Origin of the sequence: Glycomyces algeriensis (assembly GCF_027622855.1) — a bacterium.
GTDB lineage: Bacteria > Actinomycetota > Actinomycetes > Mycobacteriales > Micromonosporaceae > Glycomyces > Glycomyces algeriensis.
Map to the genome: position 1 here is coordinate 420001 of NZ_JAPZVR010000003.1, position 20572 is coordinate 440572.

At 72.2% G+C, this 20572-nt stretch carries 20 protein-coding genes; 8 read left to right on the plus strand and 12 right to left on the minus strand.

The window, feature by feature from the left end; all coding sequences use genetic code 11:
* Window positions 1-112 precede the first annotated feature (112 nt).
* The 6 genes from O2L52_RS08180 to O2L52_RS08205 form a co-directional block, all read right to left on the minus strand.
* Window positions 113-817, minus strand: a complete 705-nt coding sequence (locus O2L52_RS08180) for a hypothetical protein (protein WP_270114875.1) — start codon at window positions 815-817, stop codon at window positions 113-115.
* Window position 818: 1 nt separating this feature from the next.
* Window positions 819-1502 (minus strand): hypothetical protein, encoded by a 684-nt coding sequence (locus O2L52_RS08185; RefSeq protein ID WP_270114877.1) that lies wholly within the window; start codon window positions 1500-1502, stop codon window positions 819-821.
* A gap of 2 nt (window positions 1503-1504) precedes the next feature.
* The gene (locus O2L52_RS08190; RefSeq protein WP_270114878.1) at window positions 1505-2263 is read right to left on the minus strand and encodes a hypothetical protein; all 759 of its coding nucleotides are present in this window, start codon (window positions 2261-2263) and stop codon (window positions 1505-1507) included.
* A 2-nt stretch (window positions 2264-2265) separates the two neighbouring features.
* Entirely contained in the window at window positions 2266-3141 is an 876-nt protein-coding gene (locus O2L52_RS08195) for an ATP-binding cassette domain-containing protein (RefSeq protein WP_270114879.1), read from the minus strand.
* Window positions 3138-3503 carry a GntR family transcriptional regulator gene (locus O2L52_RS08200; protein ID WP_270114880.1) on the minus strand — a complete coding sequence of 122 codons (366 nt, stop codon included), beginning with the start codon at window positions 3501-3503 and terminating at the stop codon, window positions 3138-3140. Before O2L52_RS08200 ends, O2L52_RS08195 begins: the two co-directional genes overlap by 4 nt.
* 184 nt (window positions 3504-3687) lie before the next feature.
* Window positions 3688-6093, minus strand: a complete 2406-nt coding sequence (locus O2L52_RS08205; protein WP_270114882.1) for an AfsR/SARP family transcriptional regulator — start codon at window positions 6091-6093, stop codon at window positions 3688-3690.
* 120 nt (window positions 6094-6213) lie between these two features.
* Here O2L52_RS08205 and O2L52_RS08210 point away from each other — a divergent pair, with 120 nt between their 5' ends.
* On the plus strand, window positions 6214-6888 hold the full coding sequence (locus tag O2L52_RS08210) for a hypothetical protein (RefSeq protein ID WP_270114883.1): 675 nt from the start codon (window positions 6214-6216) through the stop codon (window positions 6886-6888).
* A 68-nt stretch (window positions 6889-6956) separates the two neighbouring features.
* Window positions 6957-7439 carry a hypothetical protein gene (locus tag O2L52_RS08215; RefSeq protein WP_270114884.1) on the plus strand — a complete coding sequence of 161 codons (483 nt, stop codon included), beginning with the start codon at window positions 6957-6959 and terminating at the stop codon, window positions 7437-7439.
* A gap of 112 nt (window positions 7440-7551) precedes the next feature.
* Here the strand turns inward: O2L52_RS08215 and O2L52_RS08220 are convergent, their stop codons facing one another.
* Both O2L52_RS08220 and O2L52_RS08225 read right to left on the minus strand, forming a co-directional pair.
* Window positions 7552-8958: a WXG100 family type VII secretion target gene (locus O2L52_RS08220; protein ID WP_270114885.1), complete on the minus strand. Its 1407-nt coding sequence runs from the start codon at window positions 8956-8958 to the stop codon at window positions 7552-7554.
* A gap of 8 nt (window positions 8959-8966) precedes the next feature.
* Window positions 8967-9293, minus strand: coding sequence for a hypothetical protein (locus tag O2L52_RS08225; RefSeq protein ID WP_270114886.1), 327 nt, complete (start codon window positions 9291-9293; stop codon window positions 8967-8969).
* A gap of 145 nt (window positions 9294-9438) precedes the next feature.
* Here O2L52_RS08225 and O2L52_RS08230 point away from each other — a divergent pair, with 145 nt between their 5' ends.
* Together O2L52_RS08230 and O2L52_RS08235 are read left to right on the plus strand one after the other, a co-directional pair.
* A complete protein-coding gene (locus O2L52_RS08230) occupies window positions 9439-11121 on the plus strand; it encodes a hypothetical protein (RefSeq protein WP_270114887.1) in 1683 nt (560 codons plus the stop codon).
* 14 nt (window positions 11122-11135) lie between these two features.
* Window positions 11136-11579: a hypothetical protein gene (locus O2L52_RS08235; RefSeq protein ID WP_270114888.1), complete on the plus strand. Its 444-nt coding sequence runs from the start codon at window positions 11136-11138 to the stop codon at window positions 11577-11579.
* Window positions 11580-11712: 133 nt separating this feature from the next.
* Here O2L52_RS08235 and O2L52_RS08240 read toward each other — a convergent pair whose 3' ends face one another.
* From O2L52_RS08240 to O2L52_RS08250, 3 genes are all read right to left on the minus strand, one after another.
* A complete protein-coding gene (locus O2L52_RS08240; protein WP_270114889.1) occupies window positions 11713-12354 on the minus strand; it encodes a response regulator in 642 nt (213 codons plus the stop codon).
* Window positions 12351-13565 (minus strand): sensor histidine kinase, encoded by a 1215-nt coding sequence (locus tag O2L52_RS08245; RefSeq protein WP_270114890.1) that lies wholly within the window; start codon window positions 13563-13565, stop codon window positions 12351-12353. The genes O2L52_RS08240 and O2L52_RS08245 overlap by 4 nt, the downstream gene beginning before the upstream one ends.
* Before the next feature lie 118 nt (window positions 13566-13683).
* The gene (locus O2L52_RS08250; RefSeq protein ID WP_270114891.1) at window positions 13684-14163 is read right to left on the minus strand and encodes a VOC family protein; all 480 of its coding nucleotides are present in this window, start codon (window positions 14161-14163) and stop codon (window positions 13684-13686) included.
* A gap of 122 nt (window positions 14164-14285) precedes the next feature.
* On the opposite strand from O2L52_RS08250, the gene O2L52_RS08255 reads away from it, so the two are divergent.
* Together O2L52_RS08255 and O2L52_RS08260 are read left to right on the plus strand one after the other, a co-directional pair.
* Entirely contained in the window at window positions 14286-14642 is a 357-nt protein-coding gene (locus O2L52_RS08255; RefSeq protein ID WP_270114892.1) for an iron chaperone, read from the plus strand.
* Window positions 14643-15075: 433 nt separating this feature from the next.
* Window positions 15076-17589 carry an ATP-binding protein gene (locus O2L52_RS08260; RefSeq protein WP_270114893.1) on the plus strand — a complete coding sequence of 838 codons (2514 nt, stop codon included), beginning with the start codon at window positions 15076-15078 and terminating at the stop codon, window positions 17587-17589.
* Here the strand turns inward: O2L52_RS08260 and O2L52_RS08265 are convergent.
* Window positions 17586-19220, minus strand: coding sequence for a hypothetical protein (locus O2L52_RS08265; protein ID WP_270114894.1), 1635 nt, complete (start codon window positions 19218-19220; stop codon window positions 17586-17588). The genes O2L52_RS08260 and O2L52_RS08265 overlap by 4 nt on opposite strands.
* Before the next feature lie 168 nt (window positions 19221-19388).
* Here O2L52_RS08265 and O2L52_RS08270 point away from each other — a divergent pair, with 168 nt between their 5' ends.
* Both O2L52_RS08270 and O2L52_RS08275 read left to right on the plus strand, forming a co-directional pair.
* Window positions 19389-19673 carry a hypothetical protein gene (locus tag O2L52_RS08270; protein ID WP_270114895.1) on the plus strand — a complete coding sequence of 95 codons (285 nt, stop codon included), beginning with the start codon at window positions 19389-19391 and terminating at the stop codon, window positions 19671-19673.
* A 186-nt stretch (window positions 19674-19859) separates the two neighbouring features.
* On the plus strand, window positions 19860-20570 hold the full coding sequence (locus O2L52_RS08275; RefSeq protein ID WP_270114896.1) for a DUF4190 domain-containing protein: 711 nt from the start codon (window positions 19860-19862) through the stop codon (window positions 20568-20570).
* Window positions 20571-20572 lie beyond the last annotated feature (2 nt).

Consider the following 20572-nt stretch of genomic DNA (forward strand, 5'->3'; position numbering starts at 1 on the left):
CCTCGGCGGCCCGGTCGGCGGCGCGCATGAGCCCGGCGACGAGGCAGGCGGTGGCGCACACGAGCAGGACGACCACGGGGAACGGCACGGCGAGGTCGAGGAGTCCCATGGTTCAGGCTTTTCTGTGGGACATCGGCGCCCGGGCGAGCGTGAGCCAGACGATCAGGACGAACACGACGGTGAGGACGGCGTCCATCGGAGCCAGCAACTCCTCGCTGCCGGGGAACTCGACTTCGAAGACCTTGCCTTCGGCGAACTCCGTGAACAGCAGTTGGAACGGGATCGGTCGGAAGATCAGCACCGCGATGACGACCCCGGCGAGCACCGCACCGAGGGTTCGGCCGTTGAAGCGGGCCATGACCGCGCCGGCGGCGGCCCCGGCGGTGAAGTAGACGGCTGTGCGGATCAGGGTTTCGAGCAGGGCCGCGCCGCCGAGGTCGAGTCGGCCGAGGTCTCCGGCACCGACGAGGTTGTGGCAGAGCTTGACCAGTTCGATGAAGGCGACGCTTCCGGCGAGGACGACCGCGCTGAAGACGGCGAACGCGACGAAGAGCTCCTTGCGGGTCATGCCGGTGGCTATCGCGCGCGGGAAAGCCTTGAAGAGGTAGGCCCAGCCGATGGCGGTGAGGACGAACGGCGCGTAGCGGAGGAGGTAGACGCTGTAGTCGCCTTCGAAGCCGATAGCGAGGCGGAATCCGAGCTGGACGAGCTGCAGTGCCGCGAAGGCGATCAGGGCCCCGAGGCCGACGGTCCTGCCGACCTCGGCGGACCATTGCAGGCCGAGGCGGTACTTGCGTTGGGCGAGTGCGGTGTTCATGTCAGGCCTGCTTTCCCCGGACCGGGATCGAGCGGAGTGCGGCGGCGCATCCGGCGGCCAGGGCCGCGGCGAGGACGATGGCGGCGATGGCTGAGAGGGCGGTGGAGCGGCCCGGGTCGAACCACGCGTCGTTGAACTCGAGGTAGAGGGTCGCGGCGTAGAGCGCGCCGGTGCCGAAGAGGACCGCTGTGGTGAATCCGCCGCTGCCGCCGTAGCGGGTGGCGAGCGCGGCGACGAGGACGCCGGCGAAGCAGTAGACGGGCGTGATGGCGAGGTAGCGGACGCCGGAGGCGAGGGCGGCGCCGAAGCTCGTCGGGGGTTCGTCCACGAGCGCCATGAGGGCGTGCTCGGCGATGAAGCCCAAGGTCAGGTAGGCCGCGAGGGCGACGGAGGCGAGGACGCCGAAGAGCATGAAGGCGACGGTGATCTCGCGGCGGGTGCAGCCGCGGGAGACCCAGACGGCGAGGTTGCCGAAGAGCAGCATCCCGGCGGTGCCGGCGGCGAACCACTGGAGGACTGCGGCGGTGATGGACCACAGCCCGAGTTCGAAGACGTCGGCGAGCAGTGCGGAGAGGACGGGGATCAGCACGATCCCGGTGAGCAGCCACCACTTGAGCCAGGTGGTGGCGCCGGTGAAGAGGCGCCAGCCGAACCGGTAGCGGCGCTGGGCGAGTCGGGTTTCCATGATCAGGCCTTCTTGGAGCGCAGCGGGATGTCGATGAGGATCCGGCGGGCGGCGACCGCGAGGACGAGTGCGACGGCGACGATCGCGGCGAGGACCGCGGCGCGGCCCCAGTCGTCCATGAACCGGCCGAGGAAGCCCATCCAGCCCGGACCGAACGGCTCGGTGTCGTAGAGCGCGTTGTCGAGGCTGAAGACGACCGGGAGGACGGGGACCAGGAGCAGCCAGCCGCTGCCCTCCCAGCGGTAGGCGGCGGCGCCGATCGCGGCCCCGGCGGCGAAGTACGCGAGGTACATCAGCGGGTAGACCGCGGCGAAGGCGGCGGTCTCACCCCAGGAGCCGAGGGTCGTGATGGTGTCGTTGAGCTGGATCCCCTGGGTCCAGCCCATGGCGTCGTAGAAGACGCGTTCGACGAGAAGCCCGGCGAAGACGAGCACGCCGATCGCGATCGACCACAGTAGGCCGAAGACGCCCATGGCGGCGCTGAGTTCGCGGCGGGTCAACCCCGCGGCGATCATGTTGGGCACCAGCGCGTAGAGGAAGCCGCCGGCGACGAACGCGGTGAACCACTTGCCGACGTTCGCGGTGTAGAACCAGGTCGAGAGCTCGATCTCAGTGGAGAGCGAGAGCGCGAGCGGCCCGAGGAAGGCGAGCACGACGGCCGCGGCGATCCAGTATCTGAAGTACTTCAGGCCCTCTCCGGCGAGGCCGAGGCCGAGGGCGAAGCGGCGGTTGGGCAGCGAGAGGTTCGCGAGGGACGACATCGTCAGGCTCCGTTCCGGTTCGGTTCGGTGAGGTGGATGAAGAGGTCCTGGAGGCCGACGGGGCCGATCTCGAGTCCGGCTGCGGCGGCGCGCTCGCGGGTGCCGGGCTCGAGGGCGGCGACGGTGGCGCTCTTGGTGCCGCCGAGCTGCTGCTCGGCGAGGACCTCGAGGCCGGCGGCGATCGCGTCGACGGCGGCGGCCGGGCCGGTGAGGGTGGCGCCCATGTTCTGGAAGACCTCGACCTCCTCGTGGCGCAGGATGCGTCCCTTGTCGACGATGACGACCTCTTCGAGGTAGTTGGCGACCTCGTCGATGAGGTGGGTGGAGAGGATGACGGTGTGGGGCCGGTCCATGTACTCGGCGAGGAGCTCCTTGTAGAACGCGTCCCGGGTGGGGGCGTCCATGCCGAGGTGGACCTCGTCGAACATGGTGAGCTCGGCGCGGGCGGCGAGGCCGCAGATCGCGGCGAGGATGGAGCGCTTGCCGCGGGAGAGCTCGCGGACCTTCTTCTTGAGCGGCAGCTCGAACCGGTCGGCGAGCTTGAGCGCGTAGGCGGTGTCGAAGGCGGGCCGGATCTGGCCGGTCTCGATGGTGGACTTGACCGAGTCGGAGTCGTCGAAGTCGCCGCCTTCGCGGATGAGGGCGACGCGGGAGACGATCCCGGCGTTCTCCCAGACGGGCTCGCCGCCGACGAGGACCTCGCCGCCGGTGGGCTTGCGGAAGGCGGCCAGGAGGCTGAGGAGGCTGGTCTTGCCGGCGCCGTTGCGGCCGAGCAGGCCGTAGATCTTGCCGGCTTCGAGGTCGAGGTTGACGTCGGCGAGCGCGTCGGTGTCGCGGTACTTCAGCGTGACGTCGCGGAGGGTGGCGGAGAAGCTCATTTGCGGGCGCCTTCCTGGTTCTGGAGGTAGTCGATGATGGCGGTGAGGGGGATGCCGGCCTGGCGGGCCTCTTGGACGAGGGGGGCGAGCACGCGCTCGAAGAACCGCTCGCGGAAGTCGGCGGCGAGCCGCTCGCGGGCGTCGTCGGCGACGAACATGCCGACGCCGCGCTGCTTGTAGAGGACGCCTTCGTCGACCAGCTCCCGGAACGCCTTCTGCGCGGTGGCGGGGTTGATCTGGTAGAAGGCGGCGTACTGGTTGGTCGACATGACCTTGCCTCCCGGTTCGAGCGAGCCGTTCATGATCTCGGCCTTGATCTGATCGGCGATCTGCCGGTAGATCGGCGTGCCGTCATCGAACATCTCGCCTCCTTCGGTGTAGAGCGAATGGTTCGTTGGTCCATAGGTTCATTACTTGACTAATGAACCATAGCACGTAGGCGCCGACAGGTGTCAACCCGCGAGGGCGCGCGGCATCGCGGGCCCGACCGCGATGGTCGGGCCCGTGGACTGAATGGTGTTGCGGCGCTTGGGTTTTGAGCGATCCTTAGGCGAGGCGGGGGGCGTCGCGGTGGTCGACGGGGAGGGCGGCGAGACGGGTGCGCAGGGTCTGGGCCTCGCGCTCGCGCCCGGAGGCGGCGGCCGCGGCGTACGTGGCGAAGCCGCGGGTCCAGGTGCGGCCGTCGCGTTCGGCGAACCGCGCGGCGCCCTCGACGCTGGCGCGGGCGGCGTCCGCATCGCCGAGAGCGTGCTGGGCGATCCCCAAGTAGCCCAAGGAGACCGCCTGCTCGAACGCGTCGCCGCGCCGCTGCGCCGCGGCCAGCGCGGGCGTCTGGACCGCGAGGAGCGCCTCCGGCCGGTCGAGCGAGCGTTCGGCGAGGAGCCAGCCGAGTTGCCAGACCCGCAGGTCGGTTCCGAAGCCGGCGTCGACGTGCAGCAGCCCTCGGAGGACCGCGTGCTCGGCCGAGAACCAGGTCGGGGCGTCCACGACGAGCTCGGTGAAGACGCCCGGGGCCGGGGGTCCGGGGTCGAAGCGGTGGGTGGCGCGCCGGTCGGCCCGGTGGGCGGCGACCAGGTAGTGCTCGAGCATCCGCAGGGCCGCGGCGCGGCGCTCCGCTTCGAGCACCTCGTCCGCGAAGCACTCGGCGGCGTAGTCGCGCATGAGCCCGTGGACCCCGTACCGGCCGCCGGGGAAGCGGTCCACGAGGTTGATCTGGGCGAGCGCGGCCAGGGCGGCGCGGGCCTCGGCGAGCGGGGCGCCCATCAGGCTGGCGAGCGCGGCGGGGGTGAGCGAGGGGCCGGGGTGGAGGCCGAAGAGGCAGAACGCGAGGGCGTCGCGCTCCCCCAGCAGCTGGTAGGAGCTGTCGAAGACCGCGCGCGGATCGGAGGCGTGGTCGGTGGTGACGAGCACGTTGAGGAGGTTGCCGGTGCTGGCGAGCCGGTCGGCCAGCGAGTTGAGGGTGAGCGCGGGGTCGGCGGCGGACCAGGAGCCGACCAGGGTGAGCGCCAGCGGGAGCCGCCCGCAGGCGGCGGCGATGCGGTGGACGGCCGCCTGGTCGTCCGCGGCGCGCTCGGGGCCGAGCCGCCGCGCCAGCAGCGCTTCGGCGTCGGCCTCGGAGAGCAGCCCGAGGTGCACGACCTCGGCGCCTTCGCTCATGTCGAGGCCGGTGAGCCGGTCGCGGCTGGTCACGATCGTGAACGAGCCGGGCGCGGTGGTCAACAGCGGGCGCACATGCGCGGCGTCGCGGGCGTTGTCGAGGACGATGAGGACCCGCCGCTGGGCGAGGATCGTGCGGTAGAGGCCGGCCCGTTCGTCGAGCCCGGCGGGGAGTCGTTCGGCGGGGACGCCGAGTGCGGCGAGGGCTTCGCCGAGCACGTCTTCGGGGCGGGCGCCGGGCGCGGACGGGTCGAAGCCGCGCAGGTTGAAGTACAGCTGCCCGTCCGGGAAGCGGTGCGCGACCCGGTGGGCCCAGGAGACGGCGAGCGCGGTCTTGCCGACCCCGCCCATCCCGGTGACGGCGGCGAGCCCGGACTCGGCGCCGGCGTCCGTGAGGAACCGGTCCAGCGCCAGGATCTCGTTCTCGCGGCCGGTGAAGCGGCGCGTGGTGCGCGGCAGCATCGCCGGGACCGCGGCGGTCGCGATCGCCTCCGGCGGTTCGGCCGGGGCGGGTTCTGCGGGCTGGTCGCGCAGGATCGCGGTGTGCAGCTCGACGAGTTCGCGGTTGGGGTCGGCGCCGAGGGCGTCCGCGAGCCGCTCCTTCAAGGCGGCGAAGGCGTCGAGGGCCTCGGCGGTGCGCCCGCAGGCGTGGAGGGCCCGCATGAGGAGGGCGACGAGGCGCTGGCGGGAGTCGTGGACGGCGAGGACCTGCCGCAGCTCCTCGACGGCGGCCGGGGCGCGGCCGGAGTCGATGTCGGCGTCGATGCGCTGCTCGAGCAGGATGAGCCGGTACTCGTCGAGGCGGCGGCCGATGGCGCCGGCGGCGCGCCCGGGCAGGTCGGCGAGCGCGGGGCCGCGCCATTCGGCCAGCGCTTCGCGCAGGACCGCGGCGGCCTCGTCGCTGCGGCCTTCGCGGCGGTGCGTGCGGGCCTGGGACTCCTTCGCCTTGCAGCGCAGCGTGTCCAGTTCGGTCTCGGCGATGCGGAAGCGGTAGGCGCGGCCGACGGTCTCGATGCGGCCGCGGGCGGAGCCGAGCTGGCGGCGCAGCACGCCGACGGTGTTCTGGATCTGAGCCTCGGGATCGAGCGGGAGCTCGTCGCCGTAGACGCCGGAGACGAGGCCGCCCATGGAGATCACGCGGCCCGCGTCGTCGAGCAGCAGCGCCAGGATCGTGGTGGCGTTGCCTCGCGGGAAGGAGACGGGACGCCCGTCGACGCGGACTTCGAGGGGTCCGAGCAGGCGCACGTCGAGGGTCATGGTCGTCGCTTTCAGCACCGCGGTTCGAGGGAATTCCATTGTCCCACAGCGGTGCGACGCCGATGCGGCCCTGAGGCATGGCGATTCGAGGGCGGATCCGTGGCGGCCGGGGCGAGGATCTGGGGACGAAGCGCCGAACGAGCCGAGGAGGAGTCCACCATGGACCGGATCGCCATCCCTGACGACTACGAGGACCGCCTGCGGGCGGCGTACACCGCCGCCGGCTGGCTGCCCGAGGGGCCGGTGCGCGACAACGCACTGCGGGCCTTGGAGGGCGCGCCGACGCGCGAGCGGTTCGCGGACGCCGCGCGGGCCGCCGCCAAGGCGGGCGCGCTCGCCGCGCAGCTGATGAGCGCCGGGTTCGACGGCACCGACCCGGGCCGCGTGGTCTGGCTGCGGTTGGACTACACCGGGCGTCTCGGGTCGCTCGCGCTGAGCCCCACGGTGGACCGGATGAGCGGCCGGGCCGTGGCCAAGGCCGTCCAGACTGCTTGGGACGCGGCCGAAGCGGCCCGTGCCGAGCACGTGATGCGCGCCGAGCGCACGGCCGCGGACCTGCTGGCGCGGTCCCAGCCCGATGCGCGTTCGGCGGACCTGCGCGAGTGGATCGACCGCTCCCCCGAGCGGTTCACCAGCGAGGCCACAGACGACGACCTGTGCGAGGCCGAGGTGACGTTCGCGGGGCGGCTGACCGCGTTCCGGTTCCTGGTCCCGAACGCCACGGTCGACGCCGACCACGAGGAGCTCTCCGCCGCGGTCTCGGCCGCGATCGCGCTCGCGCAGCGGCGCGCCTCCGACCGCCTCACCGCACTGTTCCATGCCACCGCTCGCTGAGAAAGGAACCGTCCTACATGGATCATGCTGCGCCAGAAGCCATCGGAGAGCCGTGCCAGGATGGGCCGATGTCTTCTGATCACGAGAATCCCGCCGGGCTCTCCGACCGGGCTCCGACCGCCGACTACGACGGCTTCGCCGAGGCGTACGCCGCCGAGACCGAATCCAGCCTCCTCAACGGCTACTACGCACGGCCCGCGATCTGGGCGGCGCCGCTCGCGGAACTGCGGCGGGTGCTGGTGCGGGGCGGCCGGCTCATCGTGGCCGTCAACCACCCCTACGTCTACAAGGCCTTCAACCCCGACCGCGACTACTTCTCGACCCATGAATACGGCGTGGAGAGCGATTTCAACGGTCAGAGCGTCCTACTGTCGCAATGGCACCGGCCGATGCCCGCGCTCATCGCGGCATTCGTCGAAGCCGGATTCCGCATCGCGGTCCTCAGTGAGCCGCCGCCGGCGCCCGGCGCTCACGAGCGGTTCCCGGATGAGGTCAAGACGCCCGACTCGGCGTTCCTGTGCTTCCTGTTCCTGGTCCTCGAAGCCGAGTAGATGCGAGAACGGCCCCTGTCCTTTCAGGATAGGGGCCGTTCTGCGTCGTCGGCAGCCCCTGCTCCGGGCGGGAACGCCGAAGATCGGTGGCGGCCGACTCCCTCGCGGGATCTCAGGGCTTCCCGGGTTCGGGCAGGTCGAAGTCCGGGAAGGTGAACGGCGGCAGCTCCTCCACCGGCGGGAGCGGCGGCAGGTCGGACTGCATCGCCGGCTCCTCCTGGTAGTCGACGTAGGGGTTGCCCTCGTCCGTGCCGATGCCCCACACGTCGTCCTCCGGGTCCTCGGTCAGGAAGGACTCGCGCTCGTACTCCTCGTCGGGGTTCAGCGGCCCGCGCGCACCGGGTGCGCCGAGCATGCCGCCGCCGACGCCGGGCCGGCCGCCCGGCACGCCCGCCGGACCGCCGCCTGCGGGCGTGCCGACGAGGCCCATCGCGCCGCCTGAGCCGGTGCCCGTAGTACCGGAGGGGACGTCGGTCGAGCCGAGGCCCCCGCCGCCGAGACCGCCGCCTCCGCCGGAGGCGAGGCCGCCCGCGGGCACCTCAGACTCCTCGAGTTCGCTGGGCTTCCAAGGGTCGCCCAGGTCGGGGCCGCCGGGCACGAACGGGTCGGCCGTGAAGTCGGGCACCTCGGGGCCCGGGTCCGGAGGCTCGAACCCGGGGATCTCGTTCTCGGGCTGCTCGCGGTCGGGCTGCGGGACCTCAGGCTGGGGCTGCTGCTCCCCCGGCTGGTCCTCGTCCTTGTCCTGGTCCTTCTCGTCCTGATCCTGGTCTTCGTCCTCTTTGTCCTCGTCTTCTTTGTCCTTGCCGTCCTTGTCCTTCTCGTCGTCGTCCTCCTTCTCGTCTTCCTTGCCCTTGTCGTCCTTGCCCGTGTCCTTGCCGGTGTCCGTCTCGTCCTTGACGTCCGCACGCTGCTCGACCTTTTCGATGTTGCCGTCCTCGCCGTCGTCCTTCACGGTCAGGCAGTCGGTGGCAGCAGGCCCCTTGTCCTCCAAGGGCTCCAGCGCCTCACCGGCGGCGGTCAGGGCAGTCCCGGTCGCCACATCGGCCGCCGTCAGCACGGCCAGCCCGGTCGTGAGCTGCATCGTGCCCTCGTCGGCGCGCGCCTGGAACACGGCCTGCAGCACGGGCCCGAACGGCCCGGCGGCCGCGATCGCCGCCCAGTGCACAGGCCCCAGCTCTACCTTCGGCGCGGGCTGCACCACGAACCCCGCCCCCTTGTAGGCCGCATCGGTGGCCTTCAACTGCTCCACCTGCGAGGCCATCGCCGAACCGCCGGTGCTCAGCACCTCGGCGGCCTCGCCGACCTGCGAGGCGACCCCGTCCACGTGCTCGTCCACCAGGTCCACGTCCTCGTTGAACGCGGCGTTCGCCTGGTCCTGCCAGCCGTCGTTGATCGTCGTGACCGTCGTGTCGTACGCGGCCCGGTGGTCGGTCAGGTCGTTCCCGGCGGCACTCATCTCGGTTGCGCAGTCGACGAACGCGGTGGGGTCGGCGGCCAGCGCCTCCTCGTATGCGGGCATGGCTCCTCCTACTGCTCGCGGCGGATCGGAATGCGGCGCTCGATGGCGCGGAACCGGCCGCGCACCTCCTGGTCGCAGGATTCGAGCTCGTCGGCGCTCGAGGCCACCTGCGCGCCCTGCCAGTCGACGCGGCGCTCGACACCGGCCGTGACCGTGTCGAACTTCCCGTGCCACTGCACGCCGGCGTCGCCGGTGAAGAAGCCGCTGTTGCTCGACGCGGCCGTCTGCGCGGGGGCCTGCACGCGGTCGGAGGCCAGCTTGGCCTTCGGCGCCAGCGCCTGCAGGTCGCCGCCGCCGCCGCGCACCTGCTCCACTTCCATGTACACCTCGTCCACGCTGGTCTCCCTCCGTTCGGCGCTGCCCCTGCAATGTGCCTCCCGCCGCCACGGACCCGTCCCGCCGCGGCTAGAGCGAAGTCGTGGCGATTCCAGTGCGGGCCGGTCTTCCATGGGGGCGAAGCGAACCAGGGAGGTGCACGGCATGAGCGACGGCGGATTCATCGAGGGCTCGGCCCCCAGCGGCGATGCGGGGTCCGAGTTCGTGACGGTCTTCGAGGCCGATTCGGGAACGGACACCGCGATCACCTATGGGGAGGGGACTCTCGACTACGACGACACGGCGTTCGCCACCTACGACGGCACGGCCTACACCGAGATGGAGACGGCGACCGCGAGTGCCGCCATCGCGTTCGGCGACACCGCCGGCCTCGAGACCGGGACCGAGCGCGCGGGCTGCACGGCGGGCGCCTGCCCGCACCCGGTCGCGCACCCGGCCGAGACCGACTGGGAGCAGCTGGCTTCGGCGGTCCCGGTCGAGGGCCAGCTAGGCCGGTTCAAGCCGTTCTGCGAGGGCATGTCGTACCCGACGGAGGACGACTTCCGGGCGGCGGTGAGCGCGGTCCGCCCGATCGACCCGGACTCGTTCTCGCTGCAGCGCTTGCGCACCGGCTGGAACGAAGAGGTCGCCGCGGTCATCGGCGACTGGCCCGCCCAGCTCAAGACGAAGCTGACGGCACTCTCGACCGGTTGGGCCGGAACGGACTTCGACGCGTTCGCCGACCAGACCGACCAGGCCCGCACCCTCCTGGAGGGCATCCTCGACGACATCGAGGCGGCCGCGCAGGAGCTCAAGCACCGCGAGGAGGCGGTCTACACGCTTCAGGGCGGCGACTCCGGCGAGATCCCCTACCCCGCACCGCTGGTCGGCGCGGACGGCGAGTGGACGAACCTGGTGGCGGTCCACGTGCGGCCCGCGTGGTGGCACGGCGACTGCATCCAGATGACCTGCGAAGAGGCCGAGAAGGCACTGGAGCTCGGCGGTGCCGATCCGGCGCTGGCGGCGGAGGTGCGGACGTTCATCGAGCAGAAGGCGGGCGAGGCAGCCTCCACTGTGGTCGGCACGGTGGTCTCGGAGGCGAGGGTCGCGGCGGGCGAGGAGGCGAAGGCGAGCTTCGGTTCGCGCATCAACGCGGAGCTGGCGGCGTACACCGAGCGGCAGGCGGCGATCGACGAGTCGATCGGCGAGAAGCGCGCGGGCCAGAGCGAGCAGCTCTCCGCGTTGCGCACGGCCGGGTCGGACCGGTCCTACCCGGAGAGCGCGGACGCGTCCTACATGGACCTCGAGCCCCCGGCCATGGAGCAGCCGGCGCCTCCGGTGCCGCCGCAGACGACGCAGGACCCGACGCCGGTACCGCCGGGCGGCGACGGTTCGGTCGCGGCGACCGAGACCGGGGCCGAGACCCCCGCGAACCCTTGGGAGTCGACGCCCGCGGGCGAGGGCGGCGAGGTAGCCGGCGGTCTCGCGAGCGGCGGTGGCGGCGGGTTCGGCGGCATGGGCGGCGGCTTCGGCTCGGTCCCGGGCGGTGCGGGCGCGCCGGCCGGCGGTTCCGTCGGCGGGGGCGCGTTCGGGAGCACGATGCCGGGCGCGTTCACCGCTCCGGGGGCGCCCGGCGCGGCCCCCGCCGGGGGCGCGGGCGGCGGCGCGGGCGGGTCCAGGACCGCGATGGTCGGCGGCGCGCCGCAGCAACAGCAGCAGGCGGCCGAGGCCCGCAAGAAGCAGGGGAAGTCCGAAGAGGACGAAGAGGCGGAGGAAGAGGACCTGACCTTCCGCGAGACCGACTTCGCCTGGGGCTACATCAGGCCCGGCGACGACCCTTACAACTAGCGAGGAGTGGCGCGATGGGACAGGAGCGGGTGTTCGACCCCGAAGCGATCGAGGAGTACCGGCTGTTCCTGCTGGAGCTGCTCGACGCGCTCGAGAACCAGGTGATCCCGGTGCTGGGCACCGGGACCCTGAGCCGGGCCCCGGCGTTCGGGACCGCGCCGGGCGCGGCCGAGAACGCCGCGGTCCAGTACCTGGAGTTCCACGCCGCCACCTGGCGGAACCTCCAGTACCTGCGGGGGACGCTGCACGGCATGGAGTCCGCGCTGACCGTGGTCGCGGCGAGCGGCGGCGAGGCCGAAAAGGAGGCGACGGTGGGCCTCGCGTCCACCGAGTCCGATCTGGCCGCGCCGACCGCGGAGCCGACGGCCGACCAGAGCACGGCCGGCGCGGTCCACATGACCGAGGGCTTCACCGTTGAAGGCACCGATCCCGGTGGGGCGACGGTGTTCACCGCATAGGAGCGCCCGGTCCCGCGCACTCGGGACCGGGCGCGCTCCGTTCGGCGGCTCGCGATCGTCGCCGCGACCGCGGAGCGGCCTCGGCGAACCGGTGTCCCCTGCAAAGGTTTGGCGGCCTTCCGGATCCGGGGCCTTAGACGAGTCCGCCTTCGTAGGCGGCGATCACGGCCTGGGTGCGGTCGCGGACGCCGAGTTTGGCGTAGACGCCGCTGAGATGGGTCTTGACGGTCTCGCGGCCGAGGAAGAGCGTCCCCGCGATCTCCTGGTTGGAGAGGCCTTTGGCGGCGAGCACCAGGACTTCGCGCTCGCGGTCGCTGAGGTCGCCGATGCCTTTGGGGGCCTTGCGGGTCGGGGCCGCGGCGGCGAGGCGGCGCACCGCCTCGGGGAACAGGAGCGCGTCCGTGCGGGCGACGAGCCTGACGGCCGCGAGGAGGTCTTCGACGCGGGTGCGCTTGAGCAGGAACCCGTCGGCCCCGGCGCGCAGGGCCTGCCACACGTAGTCGTCGTTGTCGAAGGTGGTGACGACGAGGATCTTCGGCGGCGCGTCGAGTTCGGCGACGATCCGCTCCGTCGCCTGGATGCCGTCCACTGTGGGCATGCGGACGTCCATGAGGAGCACGTCGGCCTTGCCGGAGCGGGCGATGGTGAGGGCGTCGACGCCGTCGGCGCCCTGGGCGACGACCTCCAGGTCCGGTTCGGCCCCGATGATCGCGGCGAACCCGGTGCGGATCAGCGCCTCGTCGTCGATCAGCGCGATGCGCAGTGTTGCGGTCATTCCCGGCCCTTCGTCTCGATCGGTACGGCGGCGCGGACGGTCCATTCGCCCGCGTGCCAGTCGGCTGCGGCGGTGCCGCCGAGGACGGCGGCGCGCTCGGCCATGCCGATGAGGCCCCGCCCGGCGGGGCGTCCGCGCGGCCGCCGCGCGGCCGGGCTGGTCACCGTCACGGAGGCTTCGGTGTCGAGCTCCACGGTCACGGCGGCGCGCGGTTCGTCGGCGTGGCGCAGCACGTTCGTGAGCGCCTCCTGGACGATCCGGTAGATCTCGCGGGAGGCCAGGCGGCCCAGCGTCTCGGGGTCGCCGGTGACGCGCAGGTCGACGGCGACGCCGGACTCGGCGGCGAGCTGCGCGAGGTCGGCGAGGTCGCGCTGCGGGGCGCGCGCGTCGTCGCGGTCCTCCCGCAGGGCCCCGATGACGGCGTCGAGTTCGGCCAGCGCGCCGCGGGCGGTCTCGCCGACGGCGGCCATGGCCTGGGAGGCGAACGCCGGGTCGTGGGCGATGAGCCGCGAGGCGGCCTCGGACTGGACGACGACCACCGACAGGGCGTGGCCCACGGAGTCGTGGAGTTCGCGGGCGATGCGGTTGCGGGCGGCCAGGCGGGCGGCCTCGGCGCGGGAGGCGGCGAGGCGGTCGCTCGCGCCCTGGCCGAGGAGGCGGGGCGCGAGGGCCCGCATGCCGGCGGTGGTGGCCGCGACGAACGCGATGAGGGCCGCCAGGAACAGCGGGCCGGTGAGCAGGCCCCAGGTGGCGACGGGCCCGCCGAAGGGGCCGGGCTCGGGGCCGAGGTTCGTGAAGGTGGCGCGGGCACCGTGGTAGAGCAGGTAGCAGACGTACGGGACGAGGGCGAGGGTGATGCCGCTGAGGACGCCGCCGATCGCGACGTGGAGGGTGAACCAGCATCCGGTGCGCCAGCGGGAGTTCCAGGACTCGTCGTCGGCGGGCGAGGCGAACTCGGCGCCGAGGAGGCGGCGGGCGGCCGTGCGCTCGACCTCGCGGTCGGGCAGGAGCAGGGAGGCGGCGGCGACGAGCGGAAGGACGGCGGCGAAGACGGCGGGTTCGATGATGCCGTCGAATCCGGCGTCGGGGTCGACGGCGTTGCGGCCGATCGCGCCGACCATCATGAACGGCATCATGAGCGCGCCGCCGAGGATGATCCAGACCCAGCCGCGGTAGGTGGCCCGGGACCAGAGCGGGGCGAGGAGGCGCATGGGGCCATTGTGCCAGCGGCGGTGCATCGGTCCAGCTTCGCAGGCGCCGACGCCTGCGGCCTCCCTCCACGGCGGGGCCCCGGTCCCCCGCGCGGGGGACCGGGCGTGCCCGGGCGGACTATCCGCCTTCGTAGGCGGTCTTGAGCGCCTGGAGGTCGATCTTCTTCATCGCGTACATGGCCTTGACGGCGCGCACGGCCGACTCCTTGTCAGGGCCGCCCACGTACTGGTCGGCCTCGGTGGGCCAGACCTGCCAGTTGACGCCCCACTTGTCGGCGATCCAGCCGCACTGGATCTCGCTGCCGCCGTTGGCGAGGAACGCGTCCCAGAGGCGGTCGACCTCGTCCTGGGTGTCGCAGTTGATGAGCAGGGACATGGCGTGGTCGTGCTTGGCGGAGTCGTCGCCGTTGATGGCGGTGAACGACTGCCCGGCGAGGTCGAAGTTCACGACCATCGCGTTCCCGACGGTCCCGTGCTCGTCCTCGACGTACGGGATCGTGCTGGTCACCTTGGCGTCGTCGAAGAGGGTCAGGTACCACTCCACGGCCGCCTCGGCGGCGTTGTCCGTGTACCAGATGTTGGTGACGATCTTCTGCATGGCGGTTCGTCCTTCCGAGCGGAGCCGAACTGGGCTGCCTTGATAAGGCGATTGCACCAGTTGAGACGAGGCGGCGGGGCGAAACTCATCGCTCGGGGCGCGTTCGGGGCTACGTTTCGGGGATGGTGCAGAGCGAGGCGGCGACCGTGGACGAGTACCTGGCGGAACTCCCCGAGGAGCGCCGGGCGGTGATGACCGCGATCCGGGACGTCTGCCGGGCGGAGCTGCCCGGGTTCACCGAGGTCATGGCGTACGGGATGCCGGGGTTCACGCGCGGCGGCGACGGCGTCGCGTTCGCGTCCCAGAAGCGGTACATCTCGTTCTACCTGCCCGTCGGCGTGCGCGACGCCCTCGCCGAGCGGCTCGCGGACCACGACATGGGCAAGGTCTGCCTCAGGTTCTCCTCCCCGAGGAAGGTCGACCTCGACCTCATCCGGGACATCGCCCGGGCCACGGCGGCCATGCCCGGCCCGGTCTAGGGTGTTTGAGAAGTCCCGGCGAGTCGGTATCCGAGTCCATTCGTTCGCTCGCAATGCCGATTGACGGCTCGCAAGCTTCGCCGAGACCGCGGAGGGGCCACTGCATACCGGTGTTGTATGCAGGGGTCCTGACAACGCAGCGAGGGGGCGAATGGGCCGGATAGCTGCCGGCGGGGTTTCGCAAACACCCCCTAGACCTCAGAGAAAGACTCCCGGCCGCTCCCTCTGGGGTGGCGGGGAGCGGCCGGGGGTGCCGGACCGGCGACAGCACTGGCCGGCCCGGGTTTCCTGAAGGGCGGTCCTCGCGCGAGGCGGCGATTCGGCCTGTCTCCAGTGCACCATCGCATCGCCATGGGCCGCAACGGTTGCGGTGTCCCAGTACGTCCCGGACGGGGGCGGACGGGCGAGACCGGTCCTCGGTAGACTCAGTGATGTGCGTCATTCCCTCAATGGCCTGGACCCCTCGTCCGCCGGTTCGGCCCCCCAGATGGTGGCCCTGCTCCGCGAGCTCCGAGCCGCTTCGGGGCTGAGCATCCGCGAGGTCAGCCGCCGCGCCCGCGACCACGGCGACTGGCTCCCGACCTCGACGCTCGCCGCCGTCCTCAACCGCGACACGCTCCCCCGCTCCGAAGTGGTCGCCGCGCTGGTGCGCGCCTGCGGCGGCGACGAAGCGGCCGTCGACACCTGGCTCGCGCAGTGCTCCCGGATCGCCGCAGCCGACGTCGCCGACGCCGGGCAGGTCCCCCGCCAGCTGCCGCCCGCGCCCCACGCGTTCACCGGCCGCGAGCGCGAGCTGCGGCTCATCGGCGACCACACGCGCGAGTCCGCGCCCCGGTCCGTCGTCGTCGCCGGGTCCGCCGGGGTCGGCAAGACCGCGCTCGTCCTCCACTGGGCCCACCGCGCCCTCGACGACTACCCCGACGGGCAGCTGTACGTCGACCTCCGCGGCTTCTCCGGCACCGACCCGCTCGCGCCCTCCCCAGTCCTGCAACGGTTCCTCACCGCGCTCGGCACCGACGCCGAGGAGATCCCGGCGGACGCGGACGAGCGCGCCGCGATGTACCGCTCGCTCCTGAGCCACCGCCGCGTCCTCGTCGTCCTCGACAACGCCCGCAGCCCCGAGCAGCTGCGCGACCTCCTCCCCGGCACCGGGGGCTCCGCCGCGCTCATCACCGCCCGCACCGCCCTCTTCGGACTCACCGCGACGCACGGCGTCCCGCACCTGCGCCTCGCCCCGCTCGCCCGCGAGGAGTCCATGGACCTCCTCGGCGCCATGGTCGGCCGCGACCGCATCGCCACCGACCCGCAAGCGGCCCGCGGCCTCGCCGCCGCCTGCGGCGACCTCCCCCTCGCCCTGCGCCTCGCCGCCTGCCAGAGCCTGGCCCACCCCGAGCAGGCCCTCGGCGACCTCCGCGACCGCATCGCCAGCGCGCCCCTCGCGAACCTCGACCTCCCCGGCGACGAGGCCGCCGGACTCCGCTCCTGCCTCGACCTCACCCGCGACCGCCTCGCCCCCGCCGAACGCCGGGCCCTCACCGCGATCGGCCTCCACCCCGCCACCGAGTTCGAACCCGCCGGCATCGCCGCCCTCACCGCGACCACCACCGCCGAGGCGTCCGCCGCACTCCGCCGGCTCGCCGAAGTCCACCTCACCGACCACGGCGACGACCGCTGGAGCATCCACGACCTCGTCCGCGCCTACGCCCGCGAACAGGCCGCCGAACGGTCCGACGGCGACGACGCCCTGCGCCGTCTCTACGACTGGCACCTCGCCTCCGTCGCCGGCTCCTGGCCCGTCCTGTTCGGACTCGACCCCGAGGCGGTCCCCGAGACCGACGTCCCCGCAACGCGATTCGCGAGCCCCGAAGACGCCCTCGCCTGGCTCGACGCCCGCCACAGCGCGCTCATCGAGACCATCCGCCACGCCGCCGCCGGCGGCCACCACTGGCACGCGAGCCGCCTCGCCTCCGCACTGTGGCGCTACCAGTACCTGCGCGGCCTGCGCACCGAAGCCCTCGACTGCCTCGCGATCGCCCTCGACGCCGACCGCGCCGCGGGCGACCGGCGGCACGAGGCCGCCGTCCGCTACCAGATCGGCAGCACCCACCGCGCCATCGGCGCCCTCGACGACGCCGAGCACCACCTCGACGCCTCCCGGGCCCTCGCCGCCGGACTCGGCGACCGCAACGCCGAACTCATCGCGATCGCCGGACTCGGCTGGTGCCACAGCCAGCGCTGGCGCCTCGCCGAAGCCCGCCGATGCGCCGTCGAGGTCGCCGAGGGCTTCCGCGACCTCGGCGACGCCGTGCGCGAGGCCAACGCCCTCGACGACCTCGCCCACCTCGACCTCCTCATCGGCGACAACGAGAACGCCCAGGCCGGGTTCGAGCGGTCCGTCAAGACCTTCGCCGAGCGCGGATGGAACCAGAACCTCGGCGCCGCCCTCGCGGGCCTCGCCCGCCTGCGCCTGCGCGACCACGACCCCGACGCCGCCGCCGAACTCCTCGAGAAGGCCCTCGTCGCCTACGGCGACTCCGGCGACGAGTACGGCCAGGCGTTCATCCGCAGCCGTTTCGCCTACGCCCGCGCCCACCAGGGCCGCCACGACGAGGCCAAGGCGCTCGCCGAGCACGCGCTCGACGCGACGGCTGCCGCCAGCAGCATCGAGCTGCGCCTCGAGATCCTCAACAACACCGGGTTCACCTACAGCGTCGTCGGCGACCACTCGACCGCCGAACGCCTCCACCGCGAAGCCCTCGACCTCGTCGAAGCCGCCCCCGACCCGTACGAGGAGGCCCGCGCCAACCACGGCCTCGGCAACGCCCTCGCGGCCCAGGGCGGCGACCGGGAGGCCCGCACCCACTGGGCGCGGGCCCTGCGCCTGCACGACTCGATCGGCACCTATGGCAGGGCCGAGGTCGCCGAGCTCCTGGGCACGTCGACCTAGGGTTTGGCGCCCTTCGGGCGGACCGTGTCATCGGCCTCGGCCGTGTACGCGAGCGTCGGCTTGTAGTCGACGGCGGTCTTGGTCTCCATGTTCGCCATGACCCGCTCGAAGTCGTCCTTGGTGAGGCCGTCGGCGTCGTCGTAGTCCTTCGCGGCCGCCGCGATCTGGTCGCGCGCCACGAAGTACCGGGAGGCGGTGGTCGCCATGTACTCCTGGAACTCCCGGCAGAGCGCCATGAGGTCCTTGTCGGCGGGAATCGCGTTCCCGTCCTTCCCCGCCAGGTTGCCTTCGGCTTTGAAGACGCCGCTCCCGAAGTGCGCCAGCAGCTCCTCGTACCCTTTGCCCGCCTGGCCGCAGTACTTCGCGATCTTCATGACGTGCTCGACCACGACCGTGACGCCCGTCCCGGAGTCACCGGAGTGGTACCGCTTGGACCCGCTGCCGCCCTTGTCGTTCCCCGACATGTCGTACAGCTCGAGCATGCGGCTGGAGACGCCGTTGAGGCGGGAGCGGAGGTCCTCGACGCCGCCCTTGTACGCGGCCTCGGCCGTCGCCGCCTCGCGCGTCGCCTGGTCGAGCCTGGTTGCGAGCCGGTGGACGACCTCCTTGAACTCGCTCCCGAAGCTGAACGCGGTCTGCTCCGCGGCGAACAGGTTCTCCCCGACGAAACCGGCCAGCGCGATGAGGCCGCCCGCGACCGCCCCCGGGCCCCCGCCGACCGCGCCGATGAAAGCGCCGATGCCCTGCACCACCTTCCAGTGCCCGACCTGCTCCTTCTTGGACTCCGCGCCCAGGCCCAGCACGCCGGTCGCGTCGCTGATCGCCTTGATGGTGTTGCTGCGGGCGCTGCCGATGTTGCAGGTGCGCATGTTGACCATGTTGGCCAGGTACCCGGCGATGTTCTGATGGTTCTTCAACGTGGGCTGCGGGGTGGACAGGAAGCCTTCGGCGGCGCTGTCCGCGGCCAGTCCGGTCCATTCCGGCCACCAGGTGTCCATGTGCGTCGATCCCGTCGGGAGCGCGCTGACGACCGTCGGCAGGTCTTCGGCGTCCGTGAGGTCGATCCGGCCCTCGTTAGCGCCGACGATCGCCAGGCCGTTCCGGATGTCCGACAGCGCTTTGTGCGCGACTTCGAGCTCGTTGAGGTCCTGGGGGTCGAAGACCGCCATGTGCTTGACCAGCTCATTGCATTCAGCGGTCGCCCACTGCGGAATCTCCTGGTTGAACACGGAGTTCAGGGGGCAGGGCACGCTCTCGCCGATTGTGATCCACTCGCCTCGGAACTCCCTCGTGGTGTTCCGCTGGGCCTCCGCGACCTTGTTGCCGCAGCAGCCGGGGGGCGCGGTCGCCATCGCCCGCTTGCCTTTCCGCGCCCATTGGACGTAGTCGCACTCGGACTTGTGGGCCAGGGTCTGCCGTTCCTGCGTCGGTGTCGGCTTCTGGCGCCAGATGTTGAGCGAGCAGTCGGGCTTGGCGCTGTTCAAGATGAACGTGGAGACCGCCTGGTTGTTGTAATAGCGCACGGCGGTGTCGATCTGCCAGCGACGGATCAGCATCTTCCTGAACTCGCCCATGTGCTGCTCGATCACCGCGGCGTGGCCGGATTCGGGGAACTTCAGGCTGTCGCTCATGCGGCACCGCCATTCTCGGCCCGGAGGGCGCAACGAAGGACTCGGGGGTGTCCCCAGTGCAGCACTGGACGGACTCGGTCGCAAGGCCGCCGCCCGTCCCGATGCGTCCAGGACATGGGCGAACGCCGCCCGGCCGCCGCGACCAGTCCCGGCTGGTATACATGAGCCGTGACCGACGAGCGGCCCGGCCGCCTCCGCAACGCCCTCGCAGCGCTCATGTACCGCATGCAGGCGTTCACCGTGGTCGGCTACATGGGCGTCGCGTCCTTCATCGGCGTCGAAGCGCTCGTCGTCCTCCTCGGCTTCACCACGGTCCTGCCGATCGCGATCCCGTTCGTGCTCATCGCCCTCGGACTCGCCTACCTCTGCCGCCAGCGCCTGCGCGGCCTGTGGGCCGGTGCTCGCGCCCGACTCCGACTCCGACTCCGACCCCGGCGCGGCGAGGCCGAGTAGCGGCGGCGTCCGGGCGGCCGAGGGTCCGTCCACTCGGACCCTGAGCAGTCATCCGACGCCTGCGCCCCGGTACGCGGCCATCGCCCCCGCGGTCCCCGGGGCGAGCACCGCGCTCACCGCATCTGAGGGACCCTTCGCGGCGGGTTCCTGCGACAATCGAGTTCCCCCTGACATGAAGGACTTGCCATGCCCCAGAACGAACCCCGCCCCGAAGCCGGGCCGGATCCGGTACCCGAGCCCACCGCGGCCCTCCCCGAACCGGAAGCGGCCCCGACGCCCCCCACCGCTCCGGAGCAGCGCGCCCCGGCTCCACCCGAGCCACCCGCATCCGTCTTCACCCCCGAACCGGACCCCGCATCCGCTCCGGACCCCGAAGCCAACGCCGCAGCGGCCCCGCACGAAACCGAGCCCCCTGCAGCCCCCGCATCCGCTTTCACCGCAGCGCCGGCCGCCGATCCGACGCCCTCCCCGTCACCCGAGAACACTGCGTTGGAGGCGAACCCCGCAGCCGCGCAAGAGGACGAGGCATCGGGCGCCGCGGAACCCGCGAACACCGCCGCCCCTGCACCGTCGACCACCACCGCGCCAGGCTCCCCCGCTCAGCCGCCGCCGCCGTACCCGGCCGCGGCGCCGTACTGGCAGCCGCCGCGCCCCCGCACCAACGGGTTCGCAGTCGCCGCCCTGGTCGTCGGCATCGTCGGCCTCTGCTTCTGCTTCGGGTTCCTGGCCATCATCTTCGGCAACATCGCGAAGCGGCAGATCGACGCGACCGGCGAAGCCGGCGCCGGTATGGCCACCGCCGGCATCGTCCTCGGCTGGATCGCCGTCGCCTGGGTCCTGCTCCGAATCATCGTCATCGCCAGCACGGGATCCACCTCGACCTCGTTCGGCTACTGACC

What these genes read in the sequence shown, in the direction of transcription:
- O2L52_RS08235 (WP_270114888.1), top strand. Translation starts at nt 11,136, where the DNA reads ATGGGACAGGAGCGGGTGTTCGACCCCGAAGCGATCGAGGAGTACCGG.
- O2L52_RS08190 (WP_270114878.1), bottom strand. Translation starts at nt 2,263, where the DNA reads ATGTCGTCCCTCGCGAACCTCTCGCTGCCCAACCGCCGCTTCGCCCTC.
- O2L52_RS08230 (WP_270114887.1), top strand. Translation starts at nt 9,439, where the DNA reads ATGAGCGACGGCGGATTCATCGAGGGCTCGGCCCCCAGCGGCGATGCG.
- O2L52_RS08195 (WP_270114879.1), bottom strand. Translation starts at nt 3,141, where the DNA reads ATGAGCTTCTCCGCCACCCTCCGCGACGTCACGCTGAAGTACCGCGAC.
- O2L52_RS08210 (WP_270114883.1), top strand. Translation starts at nt 6,214, where the DNA reads ATGGACCGGATCGCCATCCCTGACGACTACGAGGACCGCCTGCGGGCG.
- O2L52_RS08185 (WP_270114877.1), bottom strand. Translation starts at nt 1,502, where the DNA reads ATGGAAACCCGACTCGCCCAGCGCCGCTACCGGTTCGGCTGGCGCCTC.
- O2L52_RS08200 (WP_270114880.1), bottom strand. Translation starts at nt 3,503, where the DNA reads ATGTTCGATGACGGCACGCCGATCTACCGGCAGATCGCCGATCAGATC.
- O2L52_RS08275 (WP_270114896.1), top strand. Translation starts at nt 19,860, where the DNA reads ATGCCCCAGAACGAACCCCGCCCCGAAGCCGGGCCGGATCCGGTACCC.
- O2L52_RS08180 (WP_270114875.1), bottom strand. Translation starts at nt 817, where the DNA reads ATGAACACCGCACTCGCCCAACGCAAGTACCGCCTCGGCCTGCAATGG.
- O2L52_RS08265 (WP_270114894.1), bottom strand. Translation starts at nt 19,220, where the DNA reads ATGAGCGACAGCCTGAAGTTCCCCGAATCCGGCCACGCCGCGGTGATC.
- O2L52_RS08220 (WP_270114885.1), bottom strand. Translation starts at nt 8,958, where the DNA reads ATGCCCGCATACGAGGAGGCGCTGGCCGCCGACCCCACCGCGTTCGTC.
- O2L52_RS08255 (WP_270114892.1), top strand. Translation starts at nt 14,286, where the DNA reads ATGGTGCAGAGCGAGGCGGCGACCGTGGACGAGTACCTGGCGGAACTC.
- O2L52_RS08245 (WP_270114890.1), bottom strand. Translation starts at nt 13,565, where the DNA reads ATGCGCCTCCTCGCCCCGCTCTGGTCCCGGGCCACCTACCGCGGCTGG.
- O2L52_RS08205 (WP_270114882.1), bottom strand. Translation starts at nt 6,093, where the DNA reads ATGGAATTCCCTCGAACCGCGGTGCTGAAAGCGACGACCATGACCCTC.
- O2L52_RS08240 (WP_270114889.1), bottom strand. Translation starts at nt 12,354, where the DNA reads ATGACCGCAACACTGCGCATCGCGCTGATCGACGACGAGGCGCTGATC.
- O2L52_RS08250 (WP_270114891.1), bottom strand. Translation starts at nt 14,163, where the DNA reads ATGCAGAAGATCGTCACCAACATCTGGTACACGGACAACGCCGCCGAG.
- O2L52_RS08215 (WP_270114884.1), top strand. Translation starts at nt 6,957, where the DNA reads ATGTCTTCTGATCACGAGAATCCCGCCGGGCTCTCCGACCGGGCTCCG.